Source organism: Herminiimonas sp. Marseille-P9896, from assembly GCF_903993245.1.
Taxonomy (GTDB): Bacteria; Pseudomonadota; Gammaproteobacteria; order Burkholderiales; family Burkholderiaceae_D; genus Oxalicibacterium; species Oxalicibacterium contaminans.
The window spans coordinates 562,297-585,386 of record NZ_CAJEVT010000003.1 but is presented as its reverse complement, the minus strand read 5'-3'; the positions used below and the strand labels follow the sequence as shown (position 1 = coordinate 585,386).

Here is a 23,090-nt window from a genome sequence, read left to right as displayed (position 1 = left end):
ATGCTCTGCTCCGTCTGATCAGCCGCCGGTTACCGGAGGAAAGAAAGCAACTTCACTCCCCTCTTCGATTGCGGTGTCAGCACTTGTCATTTCCTGATTGTAAGCCATGCGCAAAGGGCGGCTGTCCGCCAGTGCTTCAGCCCAGACGCCACCGCGCTCACGCAGGAAAGCGCGCACGTCGCCCACGGTTTTGACAGTGGCAGGTACGGTGACCGACTCCTGGGCTACCTTCAGCGCTTCACGTACGCTGGCAAAAAAACGAAGTTCTATATTCATATCACTATCAGTACATCAAATCGCTGAATGAAATAAAGCGCACGGTATCACCGGCCGCTATGGTCTTGCCCGACGGATGATCAATCAGGCCATCGCCCCACACAGTTGAGGTCAGCACACCCGAACTCTGGTTAGGAAATAAATCGAGGCCACCCTGCTCATTGATCTTCGCGCGCAGGAATTCGTTGCGCTTGTCGGCCTTGTTCAGATTGAAATCGGCACGCATAGGATAAGCCTTGGGCGCCACATTTTCGACACCTTGCAGACGCAGGATGAATGGTCGCACAAACAGCATGAAGGTGACGAAACTAGATACCGGATTACCCGGCAAACCGAGGAAGTAAGCAGTACCACCTTTGGCGCTGCGGTTCACTTCACCGAACGCCAGCGGCTTGCCCGGCTTGACCGCGATCTGCCACATATTCAGATGGCCTTCGGCTTCGACCGCAGGTTTGATGTGATCCTCTTCGCCGACCGAAACGCCACCGGAAGTAATGATCAGGTCGTTTTCAGCGGCGGCACGACGCAAGGTGTCGCGGGTCGCTGCCAGCGTGTCCGGCACGATGCCGAAATCGCTGATTTCGCAGCCGAGGTTTTCCAGCAGGCCACGCAATGTGAAGCGATTCGAATTGTAGATAGCGCCTGGTTTCAGCACTTCTCCCGGCATCGCCAGTTCGTCACCGGTAAAGAAGACCGCAACGCGCAATTTGCGCACCACTGGCAATTGCGCCAGGCCGACCGAAGCGGCCAGACCGAGTTCCTGCGCACGCAAGCGCTGGCCGGCAGTCAATATGGTACTGCCGGCACGGATATCCTCTCCTGCACGGCGTATCCATTCGCCGGAGACCGGGGCGTGTTTGACCGTGACCAGGTCGCCGTCCGCACCTTTGGATGCGACACAGACTTCCTGCATAACGACGGCATCCGCACCCTGCGGGATCATGGCACCGGTAAAAATACGCGCTGCGCAACCAGCCTCTAGTGGCTGGCCGACATGCCCGGCCGGGATGCGCTGGCTGACACGCAAGACCGCCTCACCGCTGGCGCAATCAGCAGCACGCACCGCATAGCCATCCATGGATGTGTTATCGACTGGCGGTACATTCAGTTGCGACTCCTGTGCAACGGCCAGGACGCGACCGTTCGCATCCAGCGTAGCCAGGGTTTCAGTCTCGGTAATTTTCTGGGCGGAAGTAAGCAGGAAGTCGAGGGCCTCGGCCACACTCAACATCGGTTTAGGTTCACTCATGCTGGGCTCGATAATGGATCATGGAACGATAGTAAGCGGAAACATGGTATTCCGCTTGCCCTGTCGATTGCCGCGCGCAGGCGGCAATTCCGGTATTACAGACCTGTATGCTTGGCGATGAAACTCTTCATCTTGTTAACATCTGCAGGCATCACTTCAAAGCGCTGCGGCAAGTCTTCAATATTTTCAAAACCAGCCGGACGATCGGCATCACGCCCCAGCGCTTCGCGTATGGTTTCGTTGAACTTGGCTGGCAATGCTGTTTCCAGCACGATCATGGTGACACCCGGTGTCAGGTGCTCACGTGCGACTTTCACGCCATCTGCGGTATGGGTGTCTATCATCAAGTCATACTTGTTTTGCAGGTCACGGATGGTAGCGACGCGATCGCTGTGTGTCGATTTGCCGGAAGCAAAACCGAACTTCGCAATATTCTTGAACTCGTCACCGTCGCTGCCCGGCTTGCCGGACAGATCGAAGCCGCCATCTGTTTCCACTTTCTGGAACAAGGCACGTACACGATCGCCATCACGATTCAGCAAGTCATAGACAAAGCGTTCGAAGTTCGACGCTTTGCTGATATCCATACTCGGGCTGGTGGTGTGGTAAGTCTCGGCTGATTTACGTACGCGATACACACCGGTGCGGAAGAACTCATCCAGCACATCGTTTTCATTGGTTGCTGCAACCAGCTTATCGATAGGCAAGCCCATCATGCGCGCGATATGACCTGCGCAAATGTTGCCGAAGTTACCGGAGGGTACGGTGAACGATACTTTTTGTTCGTTGCTGGTGGTCGCGCTGAGGTAACCACGGAAGTAGTAGATCACTTGCGCCACGACGCGCGCCCAGTTAATCGAATTCACGGTACCAATTTTTTGCTGTTGCTTGAAGCTGTGATCGTTCGAGACGGCCTTGACCATATCCTGACAATCATCAAACACGCCTTCCACCGCGATGTTGAAAATGTTCGGGTCTTGCAGGCTGAACATTTGTGCAGTCTGGAATGCGCTCATTTTTTTGTGCGGCGACAGCATGAAGACACGTATGCCCTTTTTGCCGCGCATCGCGTACTCGGCCGCGCTGCCGGTATCGCCGGAAGTCGCGCCAAAAATATTCAACTCGGCATGTTGCTTCGCCAGCGTGTATTCAAACAGATTGCCCAGCAACTGCATGGCCATGTCCTTGAAAGCCAGCGTCGGACCATTCGACAAGGCTTGCAATACCAGCTTGCTGCCATTCTTTTCTTCTACCGTACGCAAAGGCGTGATGCGCACAGCTTCTTCGCCATGGCGCACATTGCGATACACATCGGCGGTATAGGTTTTATGTACCAGTGCCTTGAGGTCGGCATCCGGAATGTCGGTCGCAAACTTGCGCAGCACTTCGTAAGCCAGGTCGGCATACGACAGCGTGCGCCAGGCATCCAGCTCAGCGTCGCTGACCTGCGGGTAAGTCTCAGGCAGATACAAACCACCGTCAGGCGCCAGACCGCCCAGCAAAATTTCAGAAAACGACTGTGCCGGCGCCAGGCCGCGAGTGGAAATGTATTGCATAGAGTAATTGACTTGGTTGGTGGCCGACTTGCTCAGGAAACAGGATGATACCGGCAAGGCAGCACATTACATACAGAGCACTATTATAGCGTCCGGAGCAGGCCTGGGGAGCAGAACAGGGATAGTCGCCGGGGATGAAGAGCCAATTTCGGCGAAATCAGCAAAATAAGCGATGAAGAGACTCGGTGAAGCCGGATTTAACTAACTTCACCGGTGTTGGCTGCCAGATTAGCTCAGGTGTTCCAGGCGGATCTTGGTCACTTTGCCGATAACGGTAGGCAAGGCTTCGATTTTCTTGATCGCAGCTTCGACGTTCTTCTCTTGCGTCTGGTGCGTCAGCATGATGATGTCGGTCTGGGTTTCGCCCAAGGCTGGTTCCTTTTGCAACATGGCGTCTATCGAGATCGTCGAATCCGCCAGGATGCTGGTGACATTTGCCAACACACCCAGTTTGTCCGCTACATGCATGCGCAGGTAGTAGCTGGTGGTGACTTCCGAAATCGGCAGGATAGGCGTATCGGCCATTGCATTTGGCTGGAACGCCAGATGCGGCACACGATGCGCTGGTTCTGCATCCGCCAGACGCGCGATATCTACCAGGTCGGCAATCACGGCCGATGCGGTAGGCTCAGCGCCTGCACCCTTGCCGTAATACAAAGTTGCGCCGACGGCGTCGCCCTGCACCAGTACCGCATTCATCGCACCTTCGACATTCGCGATCAGGCGTTTGGCAGGGATCAGGGTCGGATGCACGCGCAGCTCGATACCTTGCGGTGTGCGCTTGGCGATGCCGAGCAATTTGATGCGATAGCCGAGTTGTTCTGCATAACGGATGTCAACCGCTTCCAGCTTGGTGATGCCTTCCACGTGCGCCTTGTCAAACTGCACCGGGATACCGAATGCAATCGCCGACATCAGGGTCGCCTTGTGCGCAGCATCCACGCCTTCGATATCGAAGGTAGGATCAGCCTCGGCATAACCCAGGCGTTGCGCTTCTTTCAAAACGGTATCGAAATCCAGGCCCTTGTCACGCATTTCGGACAGGATGAAGTTGGTGGTGCCGTTGATGATGCCGGCGATCCATTCGATGCGGTTGGCGGTCAGGCCTTCACGCAAAGCCTTGATGATAGGAATGCCACCAGCTACTGCGGCTTCATACGCAACCATCACGCCTTTGTCTTGTGCAGCTTTGAAAATCTCATCGCCGTGGGTCGCCAGCAAAGCCTTGTTCGCGGTCACGACGTGCTTGCCGTTGGCGATCGCTTTCAGTACCAGGTCTTTCGCAATGCCGTAGCCACCAATCAGTTCGACTACGATGTCGATGTCAGGATTGGAAACAACCAGATTGCCGTCGCTCACCACTTCGCAGTGCGAGCCAACCAATTCCTTGGCGCGTTCCACATTCAGGTCAGCCACCATCACGATTTCAATACCATGACCGGCGCGGCGGGAAATTTCTTCCTGGTTACGCTTCAGAACATTGAATGTACCCGCACCGACGGTGCCGATTCCTAACAAGCCAACTTTGATGGATTTCATAATCTCTGTATAAATAATGTCACATGAAAAACAGCGCTCTCCAAGACGAAGAGCGTGGTGACTGAAATAGAGTCCGGGGCTTAGCCCAGGCGCTTGCGATAGCCTTCAAGGAAATGCGCGATTCGACCGATCGCGACCGTCAGGTCATCTGAATTCGGCAAGAATACTACCCTGAAATGGTCTGTAGTCGGGCAATTGAAGCCCGTACCCTGCACGATCAATACACTTTCTTCTGCCAGCAATTGATGTGCGAAGTCCTGGTCGTCCTTGATCGGATACATCTTGGGATCCAGACGCGGGAACATGTACAAGGCCGACTTAGGCTTGACGCAGGTCACACCCGGGATCTCGGTCAGCAACTTATGCGCAAGGTCTCGCTGGCGCAGCAAGCGACCACCCGGCCCGACCAGGTCATTGATGCTCTGGTGGCCGCCCAATGCGGTCTGGATTGCATACTGCCCCGGCACGTTGGCGCACAGGCGCATCGACGCCAGCATGTTCAGGCCTTCGATGTAATCACGCGCATGACGCTTCTCACCGGAAACCACCATCCAGCCTGCGCGATAGCCGCAGGAACGGTAGTTTTTCGACAAGCCATTGAAGGTGATGAACAAGACGTCGTCCGCCAGCGAAGCCAGCGAGGTGTGCGTGTTGCCGTCGTACAGTACCTTGTCGTAGATTTCATCTGCAAACACGATCAATTGATGCTGACGAGCCAGCTCAACGATCTGTTCCAGCAGCTCTACCGGATACAGGGCACCCGTCGGATTGTTCGGGTTGATGACGACAATCGCCTTGGTATTCGAATTAATCTTGCTCTTGATATCTTCGATGTCCGGAAACCAGTCTGCCTGCTCGTCGCAGACATAGTGCACCGGCTTGCCGCCGGACAAGCTGACCGCGGCGGTCCACAACGGATAATCAGGCGAAGGCACCAGTACTTCGTCGCCGGTATTGAGCAAGGCATTCATGCTCATCACGATCAGCTCGGACGCACCGTTGCCGAGGTAGATATCATCTATGGTCACGCCGGTGATTTTCTTTTCCTGCGTGTAATGCATGATCGCCTTGCGCGGCGCAAACAAACCTTTGGAATCTGTGTAGCCGGAGGCGTTCGACATATTGCGGATCATGTCTTGCACGATCTCGTCCGGCGCGTCGAAACCGAATACGGCGAGATTGCCGATATTCAGCTTGATAATCTTGTGACCGTCTTCTTCCATTTGCCGCGCTTTTTCGAGCACGGGGCCGCGAATGTCGTAGCAAACATCATCCAGTTTTTTCGATTTTTGAATCGGTCGCACAGCTAATGTTCCTTGTGAATTTCAGAACTTGTCTTTACTAAGCTCTAATTGAAACGCCTGCACCCTACGATCTGTGGCCGCGGAGTAAAGCGCGCGGGAGCAAGCGAAAAATGACGGTGGCAATGGTGCACCGCGAAAGAGATCCATTTTGCCGAAAGGAAGCGATTTTATCAATCGATAAAGGCTGCTTTAAAGCTGAAAACGTTACAATAAGCCTTCTTTACCATCCAATTATTCGGAAACAGGCGGAAACCCGCTCCGACTCCCGACTGCCCAGCCATGAAGTTACACAGCACCGCTACCCAGCAATACCAGACTGTCACCTCGTATGATGAAAATGGCATTGAAATCAATTTAATTCCATACAACTACAGCCTGGTCGTATTACCTGAAATCAAACCGGTTGCATGGCCAGTGACCTCGTTCGACGCGCTGACAGCCGAAAATTTCGAGCAAATCAATGCGATCACCCCCGATGTTGTCATCCTCGGCACCGGCGCCACCCAGCGCTTCGTCCATCCACGTCTGACCGCCTCGCTTACCTCGCGCCGCATCGGCGTCGAATGCATGGATAACCAGGCTGCCTGCCGCACCTACAACATCCTCATGGCTGAAGGCCGTAAGGTCGCCCTCGCACTAATCCTGTAAGGCTGGGGCAAGCTGCACGGACTACACTCGAGTGCAGTCCGCACAGAACCAAGTCGGGAAATTATTGTCTTTTGTATAGTGTCCGACAGGTATTAACGAATATTTCACGCATGAAATTAAATTAATTTCATTGCTTGAAGGATAAAAACTCGCCCCCATCTGTGTGCTCGGCCGTATAGCTTATTGCGTATTGCTCCTCGCGTTTTTCACGCATACGCCGAACTGGTAGCAAATCGATCGACCATCATGCCGCTGCGCCTGCAGCGCTGCACTATCGGCAGAGAAAGTGAGATAAATGGATCAAGCCACTCCCGTAGCAGAACGCCCTTCTGCCCTGAACAAAATCGTACCGGATTTTTCCGCGCCCATGACTGGTGAGCAAACCTTTCAACTCGCTGATTACAAAGGGAAAAAAATCGTCCTGTATTTCTACCCGAAGGACAACACGCCGGGCTGCACCACCGAAGGCATACATTTCCGCGACCTGCATGAGCAATTCCGCGCCGCTAATGCCGAAGTATTCGGCGTCAGCCGCGACAGCCTACGTTCGCATGAAGGCTTCAAGGCCAAACTGGCACTGCCCTTCGAACTGATCTCCGACCCGGACGAAACACTGTGCACCATGTTCGATGTCATGAAGATGAAAAATATGTATGGCAAAAAAGTACGCGGTATCGAACGCTCCACTTTTATTATTGACGAGTCAGGCAAATTGGTGAAAGAATGGCGTGGAGTGAAAGTGCCTGGACACATCGATGACGTACTGGAGTTTGTGAAGGCTCTTGCTTAGGTTTGCAAAACCCATTGAATTCAAAAGAATTTTTCTCTAAGAAAGCCGTTTGCGGATTAGGCCATGAGCCTTCCCAAACGGCTTTTTTACTTTTTGATTTGTACACCCTCCTCCGGCCGGCATTTTCTTTTGCCATTTTTTCTCCTCCACCGCGCTTTTTCGCGTCTGCATCACCGTTAGTACCTGTTGTAAATGTTCTCAAACTTTCTAGATCGAGGTCCTGATGCCCCTGCCTAAACTACCGACCAAGCCTGCTGCATTGCTGTCACCGCGAGACTATCCGAAGGCGGATAAGGACAAGATTGTCAAATCGCTGACTCTGATTGAACCGGTAGCACGCAAAACTGAAGCAGCCCCAGCCCCGGCACCTGTCCGCGCAAAAATCGCAGACAAAGCCCCCGCTACTAAACCGCGCGCCGCTTCCTCGGCACAAACCGTCGCGCTGGCACCAAAATCCGGCACCCGTCGCCCGACTGATAAATCCGGCGTCACCAAATTATTTGTACTCGACACCAATGTTCTGATGCACGATCCGACTTCGCTGTTCCGCTTCGAGGAACACGACGTCTATCTGCCTATGATGACGCTGGAAGAACTCGACGATCACAAGAAAGGCATGTCCGAAGTCGCGCGCAGCGCACGCCAGGTATCCCGTTCACTGGATGCTCTGGTCAGCGGTGTGGAAGAAAATGCGATCGACGAAGGTATCCCGCTGTCCAAACTGGGCAACAAGGATGCCAAAGGCCGTTTGTTCTTCCAGACCAAGCTGCAAAACGTCACGCTGCCTGAAGGCCTGCCTATGGGCAAAGCCGACAACCAGATCCTCGGCGTGGTACGTGCACTGGAAGCCCAGTATCCGGGTCGTGCCATCGTGCTGGTATCGAAAGATATCAACATGCGCATCAAGGCGCGCGCGATGGGCCTGCCAGCGGAAGAGTACCTGAACGACCACGTACTGGAAGATACCGACCTGCTCTACTCCGGCATCATGCAATTGCCGGACGACTTCTGGATCAAGCATGCGAAAGGCATGGAGTCCTGGCAGGAAAACAAACACGGTACCGGCTACACCTTCTACCGCCTAAGCGGTCCGGTCGTGCCTTCGATGCTGGTCAATCAGTTTGTCTTCATGGAACCGCAAAACGGCGAAGCGTCGTTCTACGGCCAGGTGCGACAAATCAATGGCAAAACCGCAGTCATCCAGACCTTGCGTGACTATGCACACACCAAGAACAGCGTCTGGGGCGTCACGGCTCGCAACCGCGAACAAAACTTCGCCCTGAACCTGTTGATGGACCCTGAGTGCGACTTCGTCACCCTGCTGGGTCAGGCGGGTACCGGTAAAACCTTGCTGGCACTCGCTGCAGGCCTGGCGCAGGTACTGGAAACCAAGCTCTACAGCGAAATCATCGTGACCCGCGTCACGGTGCCGGTCGGTGAAGACATTGGCTTCCTGCCTGGTACCGAGGAAGAAAAAATGTCGCCATGGATGGGCGCGTTCGACGACAACCTGGAAGTGCTGAACAAGTCCGACAATGATGCTGGTGAATGGGGCCGCGCCGCAACGCAAGACCTCATCCGCTCACGCATCAAAATCAAGTCGCTCAACTTCATGCGCGGCCGTACCTTCGTCAACAAATTCCTCATCATCGATGAAGCGCAAAACCTGACGCCGAAACAAATGAAAACCCTGGTCACCCGCGCAGGTCCAGGCACCAAAATCATCTGTCTCGGTAACATCGCGCAGATCGATACGCCTTACCTGACCGAAGGCTCGAGCGGCTTGACCTATGTGGTTGATCGCTTCAAGGGCTGGGGTCATAGTGGCCATGTCACTCTGGCACGCGGTGAGCGTTCGCGCCTAGCAGATCATGCCAGTGAGGTGCTGTAAGCTTAGTTTTAATTTGAGTAGTTGCAAAAAGGCCTGCTGTTTAGCAGGCCTTTTTTATTGGGTGCTTGGTTTGCGTATTGATTGTTGCTGATTCGGCGCTCTCTCCGTAGAGAGCGGGGTTGCCGGGGGTGGTCCGGCAGCCACTTAGGTTTACTTTATGTATGCACTAGCGTGAATCAGCGAAGCTGCTGCTTTTTCAGCTCCCGCTCTTTACCACCACGGCCACCCCATATCCAGGCCAGCTACGCTGACAAGAACATATGTAAAGCCTCCGAGAATCAGAAGCGACAGCATGAAGATAGCGACTACTTTACCGCTCGCGCGTAACACCGCGCCTCTCTCCGTCAGCTTGCCCTTTTTCCCTTGGTCGTAATGCCATTTGATGGCGTAGTACATGCCCGTGACAAGCACGAGGGCTTTGAACACAACGAAGACTATCGGAACCCAATCCATGATTTTTCAGTATTTCCAGGTTATTACTTGAAGCTATCTATCCTGAGGCGCGCTGCCTCAAAATCCTGCATCGCAGCGCCATAGCAGTGTATTTATTTTAAGTTATGCCAACCGTGTTCAACATTGGACATAAAGCCCTAGGACAGAATGTCCTTACCAGTGTGTCAAGCTTTACGCCTCGCGAACTTGCCAAGTTTGCAATGTGAATATGCACACAAACCAGACACGCAATAAAAAAAGCCGCATGAAGCGGCTTTTTTATTAAACGGAAATGATTACAAGATCATCGTTCCCAACCACCAGGCAATCGCAGCCATAAACGCTGCAGCCGGAATGGTGAAGATCCAGGCCCAGATGATATTACCCGCCACACCCCAACGCACAGCCGACATCTTGCGCGAAGCGCCGACACCGACAATCGCACCGGTAATCGTGTGCGTGGTCGAAACCGGCACACCCAGCGCAGTTGCCAGGAACAAGGTAATCGCGCCACCGGTTTCAGCACAGAAGCCGCCAACTGGTTTGAGCTTGGTGATTTTCTGCCCCATGGTTTTCACGATACGCCAGCCACCAAACAAGGTACCCAGGCTAATCGCGCTGTAGCAGCTGATGACTACCCACCATGGCAGCGGATCTTCAGCGGTAGTCGCACCTGCGGCGATCAACAGCATCCAGATGATACCCATGGTTTTTTGTGCATCGTTACCACCGTGGCCCAGGCTGTACATCGCCGCCGAAACCAGCTGCAGGCGACGGAACCAGCGATCCACATTGCGCGGCGTCGACCTGACAAAGAGCCAGGACACCAGCACCATCATCAGCGAACCAAAGAGGAAGCCAAGCAAAGGAGACAAGACGATGAAAGCGATGATTTTGATCAGACCCGAAGCGATCAGTGCATCGGTACCGGCTTTGGCTACTGCAGCACCAACCAGACCACCGATCAGCGCGTGCGACGAGGACGATGGCAGACCGAAGTGCCAGGTCACTACGTTCCAGACGATGGCGCCAACCAGGGCGCCAAAGACGACGTAGTGGTCAATCACGATAGGATCGATGGTGCCCTTGCCTATCATCGATGCGACTTTCAGGTGGAATACACCAATCGCAATAAAGTTGAATGAGGCCGCCATCATGACCGCAGTTTGCGGTTTCAGTACGCCGGTAGAGACGACCGTTGCGATCGCATTAGCCGCGTCATGAAAGCCATTCATGAAATCGAAGACCAAAGCCAATATGATCAAAAAGGCCAGGACATAAAAGCTCATGTGAAGAGTTTGCATGGATATTTATTTCTTGTTGATTCTGCGTACGTCGCGGACAACGGTGTCAGCAACCGCGAAACTTTATGGCTCCGTCTTGCGCGATGTAATAGCAGCGCAAGACAGGCCGGGTTGCGCCGGACTTAAGCGTTCTCGACAATGATGCCTTCGATGATATTGGCTACGTCTTCGCAACGGTCGGTCACGGTTTCCAGCAATTCATAAATGGCTTTGAGTTTGATCAGGTTGCGCACGTCCGGCTCTTCGCGGAACAGTTTGGACATTGCAGCGCGCATGACGTGATCGGCATCCGATTCCAGGCGATCCACTTCCTGGCAGATAGTCAGGATTTCGCGCGAGTTGTCCATGTTGTGCAGGAGGCCGACCGCAGCTTTGACCTTTTCGGTACAAGCCAGGCATAACTCGGCCAGGCGTTTGGCTTCCGGTGTGATGGCCTTGATGTCGTACAGGGAGATGGTTTGTGCTGCATCTTCGAGCAGGTCGAGGATGTCGTCCATGCGGGTAATCAGTTGATGGATGTCATCGCGATCCAGCGGCGTGATGAAGGTTTTATGCAGCGCGTCCAGCGTCGCATGTGTCACCTTGTCTGCCTGCTTTTCGATGCCTTCGATAGCATGTACACGAATTTCCAGGTCATCGAAATTGGTCATCAATGCAACCATCTCACGTGCACCCTTCACGCAAAATTCAGCATGCTCATTGAAGAGATCGAAAAATTTACCTTCTTTCGGCAGAAGTCGTCCAAACATGATTACTCTCTTTGAATATTAAAATGTTGAAATACTGCGATGACCAGGGCACAGACCCCGACCAGAATTCCTAAAACTAACTGATACCCTAATTAATCACCTTGGTACAGGGCAGCGGTACCGGTGTAATTCTCAAACTTGGTGAACTGGCCGAGGAAGGTCAGGCGTACCGCACCAATCGGGCCGTTACGCTGCTTACCAATGATGATCTCGGCAGTACCTTTATCCGGCGAATCGGGGTTATAAACCTCGTCGCGATAAATAAACAGAATCACGTCAGCATCCTGTTCGATAGCGCCGGATTCGCGCAGATCGGACATGACGGGGCGTTTGTTAGGACGTTGCTCCAGCGAGCGGTTCAACTGCGAGAGCGCAATCACCGGGCAATTCAATTCTTTGGCCAGACCTTTCAGGCTACGCGAAATCTCGGAAATCTCGGTAGCGCGGTTTTCACCGGCGGAGTTGGCCGACATCAGTTGCAAGTAATCGATGATGATCAGGCCCAGCTTGCCGCATTGACGCGCCAGACGACGCGAACGGGCACGCAACTCGATCGAGTTCAAGGCCGGAGTTTCATCGATGTACAGCTGTGCATCGTTCATTTTCTGGATCGCGTGCGTCAGGCGTGGCCAGTCTTCGTCGGCCAGACGACCGGTACGCAGACGGTGCTGATCGAGACGACCAACCGAACCCAGCATACGCATTGCCAGCTGAGCGCCACCCATCTCCATCGAGAAGACGGCGACTGGCAAGCCACTATCGATCGCCACGTTTTCACCGATATTGACGGAGAATGCGGTCTTACCCATCGAAGGACGACCGGCGACGATAATCAGATCGCCTGGCTGCAAGCCGGAAGTCATGCGGTCGAGGTCGGCAAAACCGGTAGGTACACCGGTGATGTCATTCTGCATGTCACGGTTATACAGCTCGTCGATACGCTCTACCACCTGCGTCAGCAGGGGCTGAATTTCCTGAAAACCTTGTGCACCACGTGCGCCCTCTTCCGCAATCGCAAAGATCTTGGATTCGGCCTCGTCCAGCATCTGCTTTACTTCTTTACCTTGCGGATTGAAAGCGTTGCCGGAGATCTCGTCAGCAACTGTAATCAGTTTGCGCAGCACGCCGCGATCACGCACGATTTCGGCGTAGCGGCGGATATTGGCAGCGGATGGGGTGTTCTGGGCCAGCGCATTGAGGTAGGCGACGCCGCCGACTTCTTCTGCCTTGCCACTGTTGGTCAATGCTTCGAATACGGTGATGACGTCAGCTGGTTTGGAGCTGTTGATCAGCTTGACCATGTGCTGGAAGATAATCCGGTGATCGTAGCGATAGAAGTCGTCCTGATTGACGAAATCGGCAATACGATCCCAGGCAGCATTGTCCAGCAGCAGGCCGCCGAGAACAGATTGCTCGGCTTCTATCGAATGCGGGGGGACGCGTAGGGCTTCTAATTGCGGATCGGCACGGGTGTTCATGGCGCGAATTATACCTGTTAGGAGCCCACCCTTTCAGAAAATGGGCAATAAAAAAGCCGGGAAAACCCGGCTTTTTGTGGGCAGCAAGTGCCCGAGGTACTTTAAGACGACTTAAGCGTGGTCGCCGATTACAGTGATCGTTACGTCAACGACTACGTCGGTATGCAATGCAACTGCAACAACGTGATCGCCAGCAACTTTCAATGGGCCGGTAGGCAGACGAACTTGAGCTTTTTCAACTGCAAAGCCTTGTTTTGCCAACGCCTCAGCGATATCGGAGTTGGTAACGGAACCGAACAAACGGCCGTCAACACCCGATTTTTGCGTGATTTGAACGGTTTGACCGGTCAGTTTCTCGCCTTGAGCTTGCGAAGCTGCCAGTTTTTCTGCAGCGATTTTTTCCAGTTCTGCGCGCTTGACTTCGAATTCAGCGACTGCAGCAGCGGTAGCACGACGTGCTTTACGTTGTGGGATCAGGAAGTTACGTGCGTAACCGTCTTTGACTTTTACAACTTCACCGAGGTTGCCGAGATTAACGACTTTTTCCAACAGAATGACTTGCATGTTTTTCTCCTATTTCAAGTCGTTAATTACGCGTTGTGCAGATCGGTGTACGGCAACAGCGCGAGGTAACGTGCGCGTTTGATTGCTGTATCAACCTGACGTTGATAGATAGCCTTGGTACCGGTCAGGCGTGCTGGCATGATTTTGCCGTTTTCCTGAACGAAGTCTTTCAAGGTATCTACGTCTTTGTAATCAACTTGTTCTACGTGTGCAGCGGTGAAGCGGCAGAATTTTTTACGCTTGAACAATGGGTTTTGTTGTTTGCGTTTTTCTTTGAGTTTGTTCTTGTCGAATTTTTTACCGAATGCCATTTTGGGCTCCTGTATCTAAATGTGGTTCTCGAAATCTGTGAGATGGAAAACAAGGCTTTTGCTGTTACGGCTCTTGCGTGCCAGAAATCCAGTGAACTGATATGTCCCGCCTAATTCGGCTTGATTGAATCGACCTGAAATTTCACCCGCAGCTATCGCGGTCATTTCAAACTCAACCAATCGTGGGATACCTGCTTCCATCTGTTGCGAACTGTGCAGCAAAACTGCTGACACTATCGGGACACCGGCCGGTGTGTAGCGCAAAATTTCACGCTCGGCGATGGTCGCAATAAACTGAAGCTGATTCACTCTCCGTCTGGTAACGTCTAAGGACTATTAGGCAGCAGGTGCCTCGGCGCGATGGCTCTTGGCAGCATCTTCCTTCTGCACAGCCTTCATCATTGGCGATGGTGCGGTTTCAGCCTTCTTCATTTTCACTGTCAGATGACGCAGAACGGCATCGTTGAATTTGAAGCCGGTTTCGATTTCAGCCAGTGTTTCGCCGTCACATTCGATGTTCAGGCAGACGTAGTGCGCTTTTGCCAATTTCTGGATCATGTACGCCATTTGACGACGGCCCCAGTCTTCGACACGGTGAATAACGCCGCCGCGTGCGGTGACGATACCTTTGTAGCGCTCGATCATTGCAGGCACTTGCTCGCTTTGATCCGGATGAACGATAAATACGATTTCATAATGACGCATGTAAGCTCCTTTTGGTCGGATTGAAAATCGCCCACCTCGGCGTCAAGACGAGTGTGGGAAGAGGAAAACCGGCAATCATACGCGCAAATGCAGGGAAACTCAATGCTTACGCAGGTTTATCGCCGCAATCCCGCATGAATACGTCGCAATTTGCACCGAAACCGCATAAATCAGCTTGCGTTTAGGCATGTACTGTATAAAAATACAGACTGTTCATACAAACAGTTTACGGGCGTCACAGCTACGCCCGTCACCAAACGGGCCTACGCAATGATCAAACTGACAGCACGCCAAGAACAAATCCTGAATTTGATACGCGATGCGATCGAAAATACCGGCTTTCCGCCGACCCGTGCCGAAATTGCAACAGAACTCGGTTTCCGCTCGGCCAATGCGGCCGAAGAACATTTGCAGGCCCTGGCGCGCAAAGGCGCCATCGAAATTTCCCCCGGTACCTCACGCGGTATCCGTCTGCGCGACATGGGCCACGGCGATGATCGCTCCTCTGCCCGCCAGATGGCCTTGCCACATCCAGCCCTGATGCAACTCAGCCTGCCGCTGGTCGGTCGCGTAGCCGCTGGCTCGCCTATCCTGGCGCAAGAACATATCGAAGCCACCTACGATGTAGATCGCTCGCTGTTCTCGGCCAAACCAGACTTCCTGCTGAAAGTACGCGGCATGTCCATGCGCGACGCCGGCATCCTCGACGGCGACCTGCTAGCAGTCAAGAAAATCGATACCGCGAAAAACGGCCAGATCGTGGTGGCACGTCTGGGTGAAGAAGTCACCGTCAAGCGTTACAAGAAATCCGGCTCATTGATTGAATTGCTGCCGGAGAACCCGGACTTTGAACCGATACGCGTGGACCTGGCGCACGACGAATTTGCACTGGAAGGCCTGGCGGTCGGCCTGATGCGTACCTGGAACTGAGGCAAACGCCTCAGTTTTTATCTCCGCCTTTATTCTTTTGCGCCAGTATCTGCTTGGCGATGCCACGCAGGATATTAACCTCTTCTGTCTCTAGCTGGGTACGGGAAAACAGGCGCTTCAGTCGTGGCATCAGCTTCTTCGGATTATTTGCATCAAGGAAGTCGATTGCTACCAGCGCCTGCTCCAGATGCGTATACATGCCATCGATCTGCGCCATGCTCGCGGCCTCACCCTGGAAGCCGATTTCTGTCGCAGTACGCGTCTCGCCTACTGCAGCCATACGTGCTTCATAAGCCAATACCTGCACCGCCTGCGCCAGGTTCAGCGATGAATAATCCGGGTTCGCCGGAATATTGATCAGTACATTGCACTTTTCCACGATTTCATTCGGCAAGCCGAAACGCTCATTGCCAAACACCACCGCTGCGCGCAAACCGCTCTCCTCAACCAGACGCGTCGCCAACGCACGCGGCGAAATCACCGGTGGCGAGAATTCGCGCAAGCGCGCCGTCACTGCGGCAGCAAAGTTGCAATCGACCAGTGCCTCTTCTATCGAACCAACGATGCGGGCAGACTGCAAGATATCCTGCGCACCACTGGCAAACGCAACCGCCTCTTCCTGTAACGCAGCATCCGGAAAACGCGGATTGACCAATACCAGATCGGTAAAACCCATGTTTTTGATAGCGCGCGCGGTCGCCCCGATATTGCCGGGACGGCTGGTTTCCACCAGGATAAAACGAAGTCGATTGAAAAGAGGCGTGTCGGTTTGTGGCTGCATCATTTAAAATAGCGGCATTGCGCGGTAAGAATCATGTCAGAAATGGCAACTCTATACCGCATCGCTCATTAATTTCAATTTAGGTGGTTCTGCTCGCCCTGAGGCGTAAGGACCGCCATTTTAACGGAAACTCTATGCATCCCATGCTTAATACGGCGGTCAAAGCTGCCCGCCGCGGCGCTGCCATCATCAATCGCGCGTCCTTCGATCTGGACCGTATCAAGGTCACCGAAAAAAAGCCTAACGACTTTGTGACCGAAGTGGACCAGGCCGCTGAGCAGGCGATCATAGAAGTCCTGAAATCCGCCTACCCCGACCACGCCATCCTCGCCGAAGAATCCGGCGCGTCGAGCAATCTGCACGACGAAAACGACAACGTCTGGATCATCGATCCTCTCGACGGCACCACCAACTTCATCCACGGCTTCCCGCAATACTGCGTATCGATCGCCCTGCAACAACGCGGCCAGATCACGCAAGCCGTGGTCTACGACCCGACCCGCAATGACTTGTTCACGGCGACCAAAGGCGCAGGCGCTTACCTGAATGAAAAACGCATCCGTGTCACCAAGCGCGACAAGATTGCTGACGCACTGATCGGCACCGGCTTCCCGTTCCGTGCAGGCGACGATATTGATGAATACCTGAAAGTCTTCAAGATCATGACGCAAAGCTGCGCTGGTTTGCGTCGTCCTGGCTCCGCTGCACTCGACCTGGCTTATGTCGCTTGCGGTCGTCTCGATGGCTTCTTTGAAAAAGGTTTGCAACCGTGGGATATGGCAGCAGGTTCTTTGCTGATCACTGAATCCGGCGGCATCATGGGCACCTTCGATGGTGAATCCGACTACTTGTACAAAGGTGATGTCATCGCTGGTACGCCTAAAGTATTTGCGCAAATGGTTTCCTTGTTGAGCCCATACGCCAAGTAAGTAGCTCTGCACAAGAAAGGGAAGTATCCGCTGACGGATTGAGCAGCTGGTACTTCCCTTTTTTCATTCCGGTATACGCATGTCAACCATGCATCAGCAAGTAATCCCCGGCTTCCAGCCCACTACTGCTATACTCGCGGCACACGGCATACCACCAGTCACCTTGCCGCTGTCCTGCGACTTCCGCACCCTAATCCCCGTTTGCCTGCGACTGGCGCCCACTGCGGCGACAGGCCGATAATTTTCTATTGAGTATTCATGTCTTTTTCTGACCTCGGCTTAGCCGAAGGAATTGTTCGCGCCGTTACTGAAAGCGGTTACACCAACCCTACCCCTATCCAGGCCCAGGCGATTCCCGCTGTACTGGCAGGTGGCGACTTGCTGGCAGGTGCACAAACCGGCACCGGCAAAACCGCAGGCTTCACGCTGCCGATACTGCATCGCCTCGCGACCAGCGGCACGCCGCATGCGTCTGCTACCGCACAACGTCCTATTCGTGCACTGGTGTTAACACCAACCCGCGAACTGGCGGCACAAGTCGAAGAAAGCGTACGCACCTACGGCAAATACCTGAACCTGAACTCTGCCGTGATCTTCGGCGGCGTCGGCATCAACCCGCAAATCAAAATGCTCAAGCATGGCGTCGATATCCTGGTGGCGACACCAGGCCGCCTGCTCGACCATATGCAACAAGGCACGGTCAATCTGAACCACATCCAGATCCTGGTGCTGGACGAAGCTGATCGCATGCTGGACATGGGCTTCATCAAAGACATACGCCGTGTCCTCGCAGCCTTGCCGAAGAATCGTCAAAACCTGCTGTTCTCCGCCACCTTCTCGAACGAGATCAAGGCACTGGCAGACGGCTTGTTGAATTCGCCTGCGACCATAGAAGTCGCACGTCGCAATTCGACAGTGGAAATCATCGAACAAAAAATCCATCCGGTCGATCGCGACAAGAAACACCCCATGCTGGCGCACCTGATCAAGAGCAATAACTGGTCGCAGGTATTGGTCTTTACCCGCACCAAGCATGGCGCGAACAAACTGGTAGAACAACTGGAAAAAGACGGCATCAGCGGCATGGCCATCCACGGCAACAAGAGTCAGTCGGCACGTACCCGCGCCCTCAGCGAGTTCAAGGACGGCAGCCTGCAAGTACTGGTTGCGACCGACATCGCTGCCCGTGGTATCGACATCGATCAATTGCCACACGTAGTCAACTATGACTTGCCTAACGTACCGGAAGACTATGTACACCGCATCGGTCGTACCGGTCGCGCTGGCGCCACTGGTGAAGCAGTCTCGCTGGTCTGCGTCGATGAACTGGAAATGTTGAAAGACATCGAAAAGCTGATCAAACGCAAACTGCCATCCGAAGTGATTCCTGGCTTTGAACCAGACCTGAATGCCAAGCCGCAACCTATCCAGCGTCGCAGCAACGATGCACCAGGTCGCCGTCCGCAAGGTCAGGGTCGTAACGCGCCAGCCAAATCCGGCAAGGCACCGGCAGGCAAGCCTAACGGACCGTCCCGCGGCGGCTTCGGCGGCAACTCGAATGCACGTCCGTCGGCACCACACCGCTCGGGTGGGCGCGGACGCTAATCCGACGCACGTACTTCAGCCGGGATCCATCTTCTGCATGGGTTCTGGCAGTTTCTTCCTGTCGTATCCTGAACTACATCCTTCTCTAAGCAGGCATATCGCGCTTGCCGCCTGCGGCAATTTGCAGGATATCCAAGGTTTCCCTGAATACCTGATCAAGTAACTGCCCTTCGGCAATATCTGGTGCGAGCGCAGCCCAATCGGCCTGCACGCCAGCCATCAAATCCGCAGTCTTCACCTGCAGGTTCGCGTCCAGTCGCTGGATCAGCATGATGAGCAAATAACGCATTGCTCCCAGCTTCGCTGCAACGTCTGCTTCACTACGACTGCTTGCATCCATACATACACTCCTGCGGGAAAGGAAAAGTGCATCATACCGAAAACGGAAACACGCTGGCATGGCGCGGCTTTGCCGCTCATTCAGTTGATTTTGACGCATTTAAAATTTATCATGTTCGCTCTTGCTCACGCCCTCCTTCCCTCCCGGGTGAACGCCACGCTGGTTCAGCGGATGCCCTGCAAGCAATCCCCCATTAAACATCAGGAACAAATACGATGGATTACGCAATTGATTTCCCGCCAATCACGACTTTACCCGTGAGCGAGAGTGACAAGCCGTTCCCGGTCGGACGCATCTACTGCGTCGGTCGCAACTACGCTGAGCATGCCCGTGAAATGGGCCACGATCCTGATCGCGAACCGCCATTTTTCTTCATGAAGCCTGCTGATGCTATCGCGGCCAACCATGCCACCATCCCATATCCGACACTGACTCAGGATTTACACCACGAAATCGAAATGATCGTGGCTATCGGACGTGGCGGTGCGAATATCCCAGTCGAACAGGCACTGGATCACGTATTTGGTTACGGCGTAGGGCTGGACATGACACGCCGCGACATACAAGGCATCGCCAAGAAAATGGGACGCCCATGGGAAATGGGCAAAGCCTTCGACAATTCAGCTCCCTGCACTGGCATCACGCCGGTCACGCAAATCGGTCATCCAAGCAAAGGCGCGGTCTGGCTCAAGATCAATGGTGAATTGAAACAAAAAGGTGACCTCGCTGACCTGATCTGGAACGTACCCGAAACAATCGCCTACCTGTCCAATATGATCACGCTGCGTCCAGGCGACCTGATCATGTCCGGCACTCCGGCTGGCGTCGGCCCGGTGCAGCGCGGAGACAAATTGGTAGGGCATGTAGACGGGCTGGAAGAACTGGTCGTCACTTACGCCTAAGCGACCAGTACGCGGCTTGCAGAGATGCGAGTCGCCGAAATCTCTGAATGTATCAAGGGAAGCGGCGATATAGCTCATGCGCAGCCTAGCATTCTCGTACAATGATCGGCTGTTTTCCTCGCCTTCCGCACACCGCATTTACATGACATCAAGCATATGAAAACCATCAAGCCTCAAACACCAGAGGTCAGCGAAAAACATACTCCGATGATGCAGCAGTATTTACGCATCAAGGCCGAGTACCCGACCACCCTGGTGTTTTACCGCATGGGCGATTTCTATGAACTGTTCTTCGACGATGCGGAAAAAGCGTCGCGTCTGCTCGGCATCACACTGACCCAGCGCGGCTCCTCCAACGGCAACCCGATCAAAATGGCGGGTGTGCCTTTCCATGCAGTTGATCAGTATTTATCCAAGCTGGTAAAACTGGGGGAGTCCATCGCCATCTGCGAACAGATAGGCGATCCGGCGACCAGCAAAGGTCCGGTAGAGCGCAAAGTCTTGCGCGTGATCACGCCGGGTACCCTGACCGATTCCGACCTGCTGCCGGAAAAATCAGAACAGCCCCTGCTCGCGCTATACAGCACCACACAACGCAAGACCACTACCATAGGGCTGGCTTGGCTGTCGATGGCGAGTGGCGCATTGAAGCTGATGGAATTCGCGACCGATGCGCAAAATGCAGATACACGCCTGAAACATGAACTCGAACGCATCGCACCGGCAGAAATCCTGGTCTCTGGAGCGGTCAATGATTTGTTCAATGAATACGCGTTTGCCAAGAACACGACTGTGCCTGACTGGCACTTCGATATCGCACACGGCACCAAGGCTTTATACGAACAACTGAATGTGGGCACACTAACCGGCTTCGGCGCGGAGAACCTGAGCGCCGCTATCGGTGCCGCCGGTGCCTTGCTGCGTTACGCGCAATCTACCCAAGGCAAAGGCTTGCAGCATGTACGTATGCTGACGGTAGAAACCGAGAATGAATTCATCGGCCTCGACGCCGCCACGCGTCGCAATCTGGAACTGACGGAAACCATACGCGGACAGGATACGAATGCTGCCACGCTGTTCTCCCTGCTCGATCACTGCCGTACCGCGATGGGTTCACGCCTGTTGCGACACTGGCTGCATCATGCACGTCGTGATCAAAGCGTGGCAATCGCACGTCATACCGCCATCAATGCGCTGATGCATGCCGATGCCTGCAGCGGCCTCGCCTCTACGCTGGCTTCAGTACCTGACGTTGAACGCATCACCACCCGCATCGCACTGATGTCGGCGCGTCCGCGCGACCTCGCTGGCATGCGCGGCGGCCTGCAGCAGCTACCGTCGCTGCGCGCTTATGTATCAATGTGCAATGCCGATGCCCCCTTGCTGAAAACCATACACGAGGCCCTCGCAACACCCAGTGATTGCCTGGATCTGGTCGAGCGCGCAATCGCAATGGAACCAGCAGCAATGGTGCGCGATGGCGGCGTGATCGCACGCGGCTTTGACGCCGAGCTGGATGAATTGCGCGGTCTGTCGGAAAACGCAGGGCAATTCCTGATCGATCTCGAAACCCGCGAGCGTGCGCGCACCGGCATTAGCAATCTGCGCGTTGAGTACAACAAGGTGCATGGTTTCTATATCGAAGTCACGCATGGGCAGACCGATAAAGTGCCGGACGACTATCGCCGCCGCCAGACCCTGAAAAATGCCGAGCGGTACATCACGCCTGAACTGAAAGCATTTGAAGACAAAGCACTGTCGGCACAGGAACGTGCATTGGCACGTGAGAAGTATTTGTACGAACAAGTCTTGCTGCAAATGACGCAGCACATCGCCACGCTGCAGAACATCGCGCATGCGCTGGCGCAACTGGATACGCTGGTCGCCCTGACCGAACATGCATTGCGCCATAACTGGTGCGCACCGCAACTGGTCAGCGAGCCGACCATCACGATAGAACAAGGTCGCCACCCTGTCGTTGAAAACCATATAGAGCGTTTCATCGCCAATGATTGCCTGCTCTCCAGCGAATGCAAGTTGCTGCTGATCACCGGCCCTAACATGGGCGGTAAATCGACTTATATGCGTCAGGTCGCCCTGATCACCCTGCTCGCTTATGTCGGCAGCTTCGTACCAGCGACCAGCGCCGTGATCGGCCCTATTGACCGTATCTTTACCCGTATCGGTGCTGCTGATGACCTGGCCGGCGGACGTTCGACCTTCATGGTTGAAATGACCGAGTCGGCGGCCATCCTGAATGGTGCGACAGAGAACTCACTGGTACTGATGGATGAGGTTGGTCGCGGTACCTCGACCTTCGACGGCCTGGCACTGGCCTGGGCGATCGCCAAACACCTGATCGACAATACGAAAAGCTTTACGCTGTTCGCCACCCACTATTTCGAACTGACACAGTTGCCGGAAGTCCACCCGACGGCGGCCAACGTCCATTTGTCGGCAGTGGAACATAAAGACAGTATTGTGTTCTTACATGCAGTACAAGCCGGACCTGCTTCGCAAAGCTATGGCTTGCAAGTGGCGCAACTGGCCGGTGTGCCGCAGCAAGTTATACGTGCTGCACGCAAACATCTGGCATCGCTGGAAGCGAACTCGATGCAGGCGACGCCACAATTTGATTTGTTTTCTGGCGGCAGTACTGCGCGCGCAATAGAAAGCGCACCTGAAGCACCAGCGCCCTCGGCGGTGGATGAGGCTATCGCTGCCATCAATCCGGATGCCTTGTCGCCACGTGAAGCACTGGATGCACTGTATCGCCTGAAGGAACTGAGCAATCAGTAAATGACTGC

The 23,090-nt window shown here is 54.2% G+C and carries 23 protein-coding genes; 8 read left to right on the top strand and 15 right to left on the bottom strand.

What is annotated here, in order from left to right; all coding sequences use genetic code 11:
* Positions 1 to 18: 18 nt before the first annotated feature.
* The 5 genes from moaD to H7U06_RS13020 all read right to left on the bottom strand — a co-directional run bounded on the left by moaD (position 19) and on the right by H7U06_RS13020 (position 5,924).
* Positions 19 to 276 (bottom strand): molybdopterin converting factor subunit 1, encoded by a 258-nt coding sequence (gene moaD / locus H7U06_RS13040; protein WP_175626565.1) that lies wholly within the window; start codon positions 274 to 276, stop codon positions 19 to 21.
* A 7-nt stretch (positions 277 to 283) separates the two neighbouring features.
* Positions 284 to 1,525 (bottom strand): gephyrin-like molybdotransferase Glp, encoded by a 1,242-nt coding sequence (gene glp / locus H7U06_RS13035; RefSeq protein ID WP_175626564.1) that lies wholly within the window; start codon positions 1,523 to 1,525, stop codon positions 284 to 286.
* Between the two features lie 95 nt (positions 1,526 to 1,620).
* Positions 1,621 to 3,081, bottom strand: coding sequence for a threonine synthase (thrC, locus tag H7U06_RS13030; RefSeq protein WP_175626563.1), 1,461 nt, complete (start codon positions 3,079 to 3,081; stop codon positions 1,621 to 1,623).
* A 228-nt stretch (positions 3,082 to 3,309) separates the two neighbouring features.
* Positions 3,310 to 4,620 (bottom strand): homoserine dehydrogenase, encoded by a 1,311-nt coding sequence (locus H7U06_RS13025; protein ID WP_175626562.1) that lies wholly within the window; start codon positions 4,618 to 4,620, stop codon positions 3,310 to 3,312.
* A gap of 80 nt (positions 4,621 to 4,700) precedes the next feature.
* Complete coding sequence (locus tag H7U06_RS13020; RefSeq protein WP_175626561.1) at positions 4,701 to 5,924, bottom strand: pyridoxal phosphate-dependent aminotransferase; 1,224 nt, start codon at positions 5,922 to 5,924, stop codon at positions 4,701 to 4,703.
* A gap of 279 nt (positions 5,925 to 6,203) precedes the next feature.
* Between H7U06_RS13020 and H7U06_RS13015 the strand changes: the two genes are divergently transcribed.
* From H7U06_RS13015 to H7U06_RS13005, 3 genes are all read left to right on the top strand, one after another.
* Positions 6,204 to 6,572 (top strand): Mth938-like domain-containing protein, encoded by a 369-nt coding sequence (locus H7U06_RS13015; protein WP_175626560.1) that lies wholly within the window; start codon positions 6,204 to 6,206, stop codon positions 6,570 to 6,572.
* A 295-nt stretch (positions 6,573 to 6,867) separates the two neighbouring features.
* The gene (locus tag H7U06_RS13010; RefSeq protein ID WP_175626559.1) at positions 6,868 to 7,362 is read left to right on the top strand and encodes a peroxiredoxin; all 495 of its coding nucleotides are present in this window, start codon (positions 6,868 to 6,870) and stop codon (positions 7,360 to 7,362) included.
* 223 nt (positions 7,363 to 7,585) lie between these two features.
* Positions 7,586 to 9,253, top strand: a complete 1,668-nt coding sequence (locus H7U06_RS13005; protein ID WP_175626558.1) for a PhoH family protein — start codon at positions 7,586 to 7,588, stop codon at positions 9,251 to 9,253.
* A 210-nt stretch (positions 9,254 to 9,463) separates the two neighbouring features.
* Here the strand turns inward: H7U06_RS13005 and H7U06_RS13000 are convergent, their stop codons facing one another.
* From H7U06_RS13000 to rpsF, 8 genes are all read right to left on the bottom strand, one after another.
* Positions 9,464 to 9,706, bottom strand: a complete 243-nt coding sequence (locus H7U06_RS13000) for a hypothetical protein (protein ID WP_175626557.1) — start codon at positions 9,704 to 9,706, stop codon at positions 9,464 to 9,466.
* Between the two features lie 275 nt (positions 9,707 to 9,981).
* Complete coding sequence (locus tag H7U06_RS12995; RefSeq protein WP_175626556.1) at positions 9,982 to 10,989, bottom strand: inorganic phosphate transporter; 1,008 nt, start codon at positions 10,987 to 10,989, stop codon at positions 9,982 to 9,984.
* A gap of 122 nt (positions 10,990 to 11,111) precedes the next feature.
* Complete coding sequence (locus H7U06_RS12990; protein WP_124575180.1) at positions 11,112 to 11,738, bottom strand: DUF47 domain-containing protein; 627 nt, start codon at positions 11,736 to 11,738, stop codon at positions 11,112 to 11,114.
* A gap of 92 nt (positions 11,739 to 11,830) precedes the next feature.
* Positions 11,831 to 13,216, bottom strand: a complete 1,386-nt coding sequence (locus H7U06_RS12985) for a replicative DNA helicase (protein ID WP_175626555.1) — start codon at positions 13,214 to 13,216, stop codon at positions 11,831 to 11,833.
* Positions 13,217 to 13,327: 111 nt separating this feature from the next.
* Entirely contained in the window at positions 13,328 to 13,780 is a 453-nt protein-coding gene (rplI, locus tag H7U06_RS12980) for a 50S ribosomal protein L9 (RefSeq protein WP_175626554.1), read from the bottom strand.
* 26 nt (positions 13,781 to 13,806) lie between these two features.
* Positions 13,807 to 14,091 (bottom strand): 30S ribosomal protein S18, encoded by a 285-nt coding sequence (gene rpsR, locus H7U06_RS12975; protein WP_012079160.1) that lies wholly within the window; start codon positions 14,089 to 14,091, stop codon positions 13,807 to 13,809.
* A 15-nt stretch (positions 14,092 to 14,106) separates the two neighbouring features.
* The gene (priB, locus tag H7U06_RS12970) at positions 14,107 to 14,400 is read right to left on the bottom strand and encodes a primosomal replication protein N (RefSeq protein WP_175626553.1); all 294 of its coding nucleotides are present in this window, start codon (positions 14,398 to 14,400) and stop codon (positions 14,107 to 14,109) included.
* 27 nt (positions 14,401 to 14,427) lie between these two features.
* The gene (rpsF, locus tag H7U06_RS12965; protein ID WP_012079158.1) at positions 14,428 to 14,796 is read right to left on the bottom strand and encodes a 30S ribosomal protein S6; all 369 of its coding nucleotides are present in this window, start codon (positions 14,794 to 14,796) and stop codon (positions 14,428 to 14,430) included.
* 270 nt (positions 14,797 to 15,066) lie between these two features.
* Between rpsF and lexA the strand changes: the two genes are divergently transcribed.
* Positions 15,067 to 15,726, top strand: coding sequence for a transcriptional repressor LexA (gene lexA, locus H7U06_RS12960; protein WP_175626552.1), 660 nt, complete (start codon positions 15,067 to 15,069; stop codon positions 15,724 to 15,726).
* Positions 15,727 to 15,736: 10 nt separating this feature from the next.
* Here lexA and H7U06_RS12955 read toward each other — a convergent pair whose 3' ends face one another.
* Positions 15,737 to 16,510, bottom strand: coding sequence for an RNA methyltransferase (locus H7U06_RS12955; RefSeq protein WP_175626551.1), 774 nt, complete (start codon positions 16,508 to 16,510; stop codon positions 15,737 to 15,739).
* A gap of 131 nt (positions 16,511 to 16,641) precedes the next feature.
* On the opposite strand from H7U06_RS12955, the gene H7U06_RS12950 reads away from it, so the two are divergent.
* Together H7U06_RS12950 and H7U06_RS12945 are read left to right on the top strand one after the other, a co-directional pair.
* On the top strand, positions 16,642 to 17,436 hold the full coding sequence (locus tag H7U06_RS12950) for an inositol monophosphatase family protein (protein ID WP_175626550.1): 795 nt from the start codon (positions 16,642 to 16,644) through the stop codon (positions 17,434 to 17,436).
* A 258-nt stretch (positions 17,437 to 17,694) separates the two neighbouring features.
* Entirely contained in the window at positions 17,695 to 19,041 is a 1,347-nt protein-coding gene (locus H7U06_RS12945) for a DEAD/DEAH box helicase (RefSeq protein WP_175626549.1), read from the top strand.
* Positions 19,042 to 19,126: 85 nt separating this feature from the next.
* On the opposite strand, the gene H7U06_RS12940 is transcribed toward H7U06_RS12945, so the two are convergent.
* Entirely contained in the window at positions 19,127 to 19,381 is a 255-nt protein-coding gene (locus H7U06_RS12940; protein ID WP_175626548.1) for a hypothetical protein, read from the bottom strand.
* Between the two features lie 215 nt (positions 19,382 to 19,596).
* Here H7U06_RS12940 and H7U06_RS12935 point away from each other — a divergent pair, with 215 nt between their 5' ends.
* Complete coding sequence (locus tag H7U06_RS12935; protein WP_175626547.1) at positions 19,597 to 20,283, top strand: fumarylacetoacetate hydrolase family protein; 687 nt, start codon at positions 19,597 to 19,599, stop codon at positions 20,281 to 20,283.
* A 156-nt stretch (positions 20,284 to 20,439) separates the two neighbouring features.
* Positions 20,440 to 23,082 carry a DNA mismatch repair protein MutS gene (gene mutS, locus H7U06_RS12930; protein WP_175626546.1) on the top strand — a complete coding sequence of 881 codons (2,643 nt, stop codon included), beginning with the start codon at positions 20,440 to 20,442 and terminating at the stop codon, positions 23,080 to 23,082.
* Positions 23,083 to 23,090 lie beyond the last annotated feature (8 nt).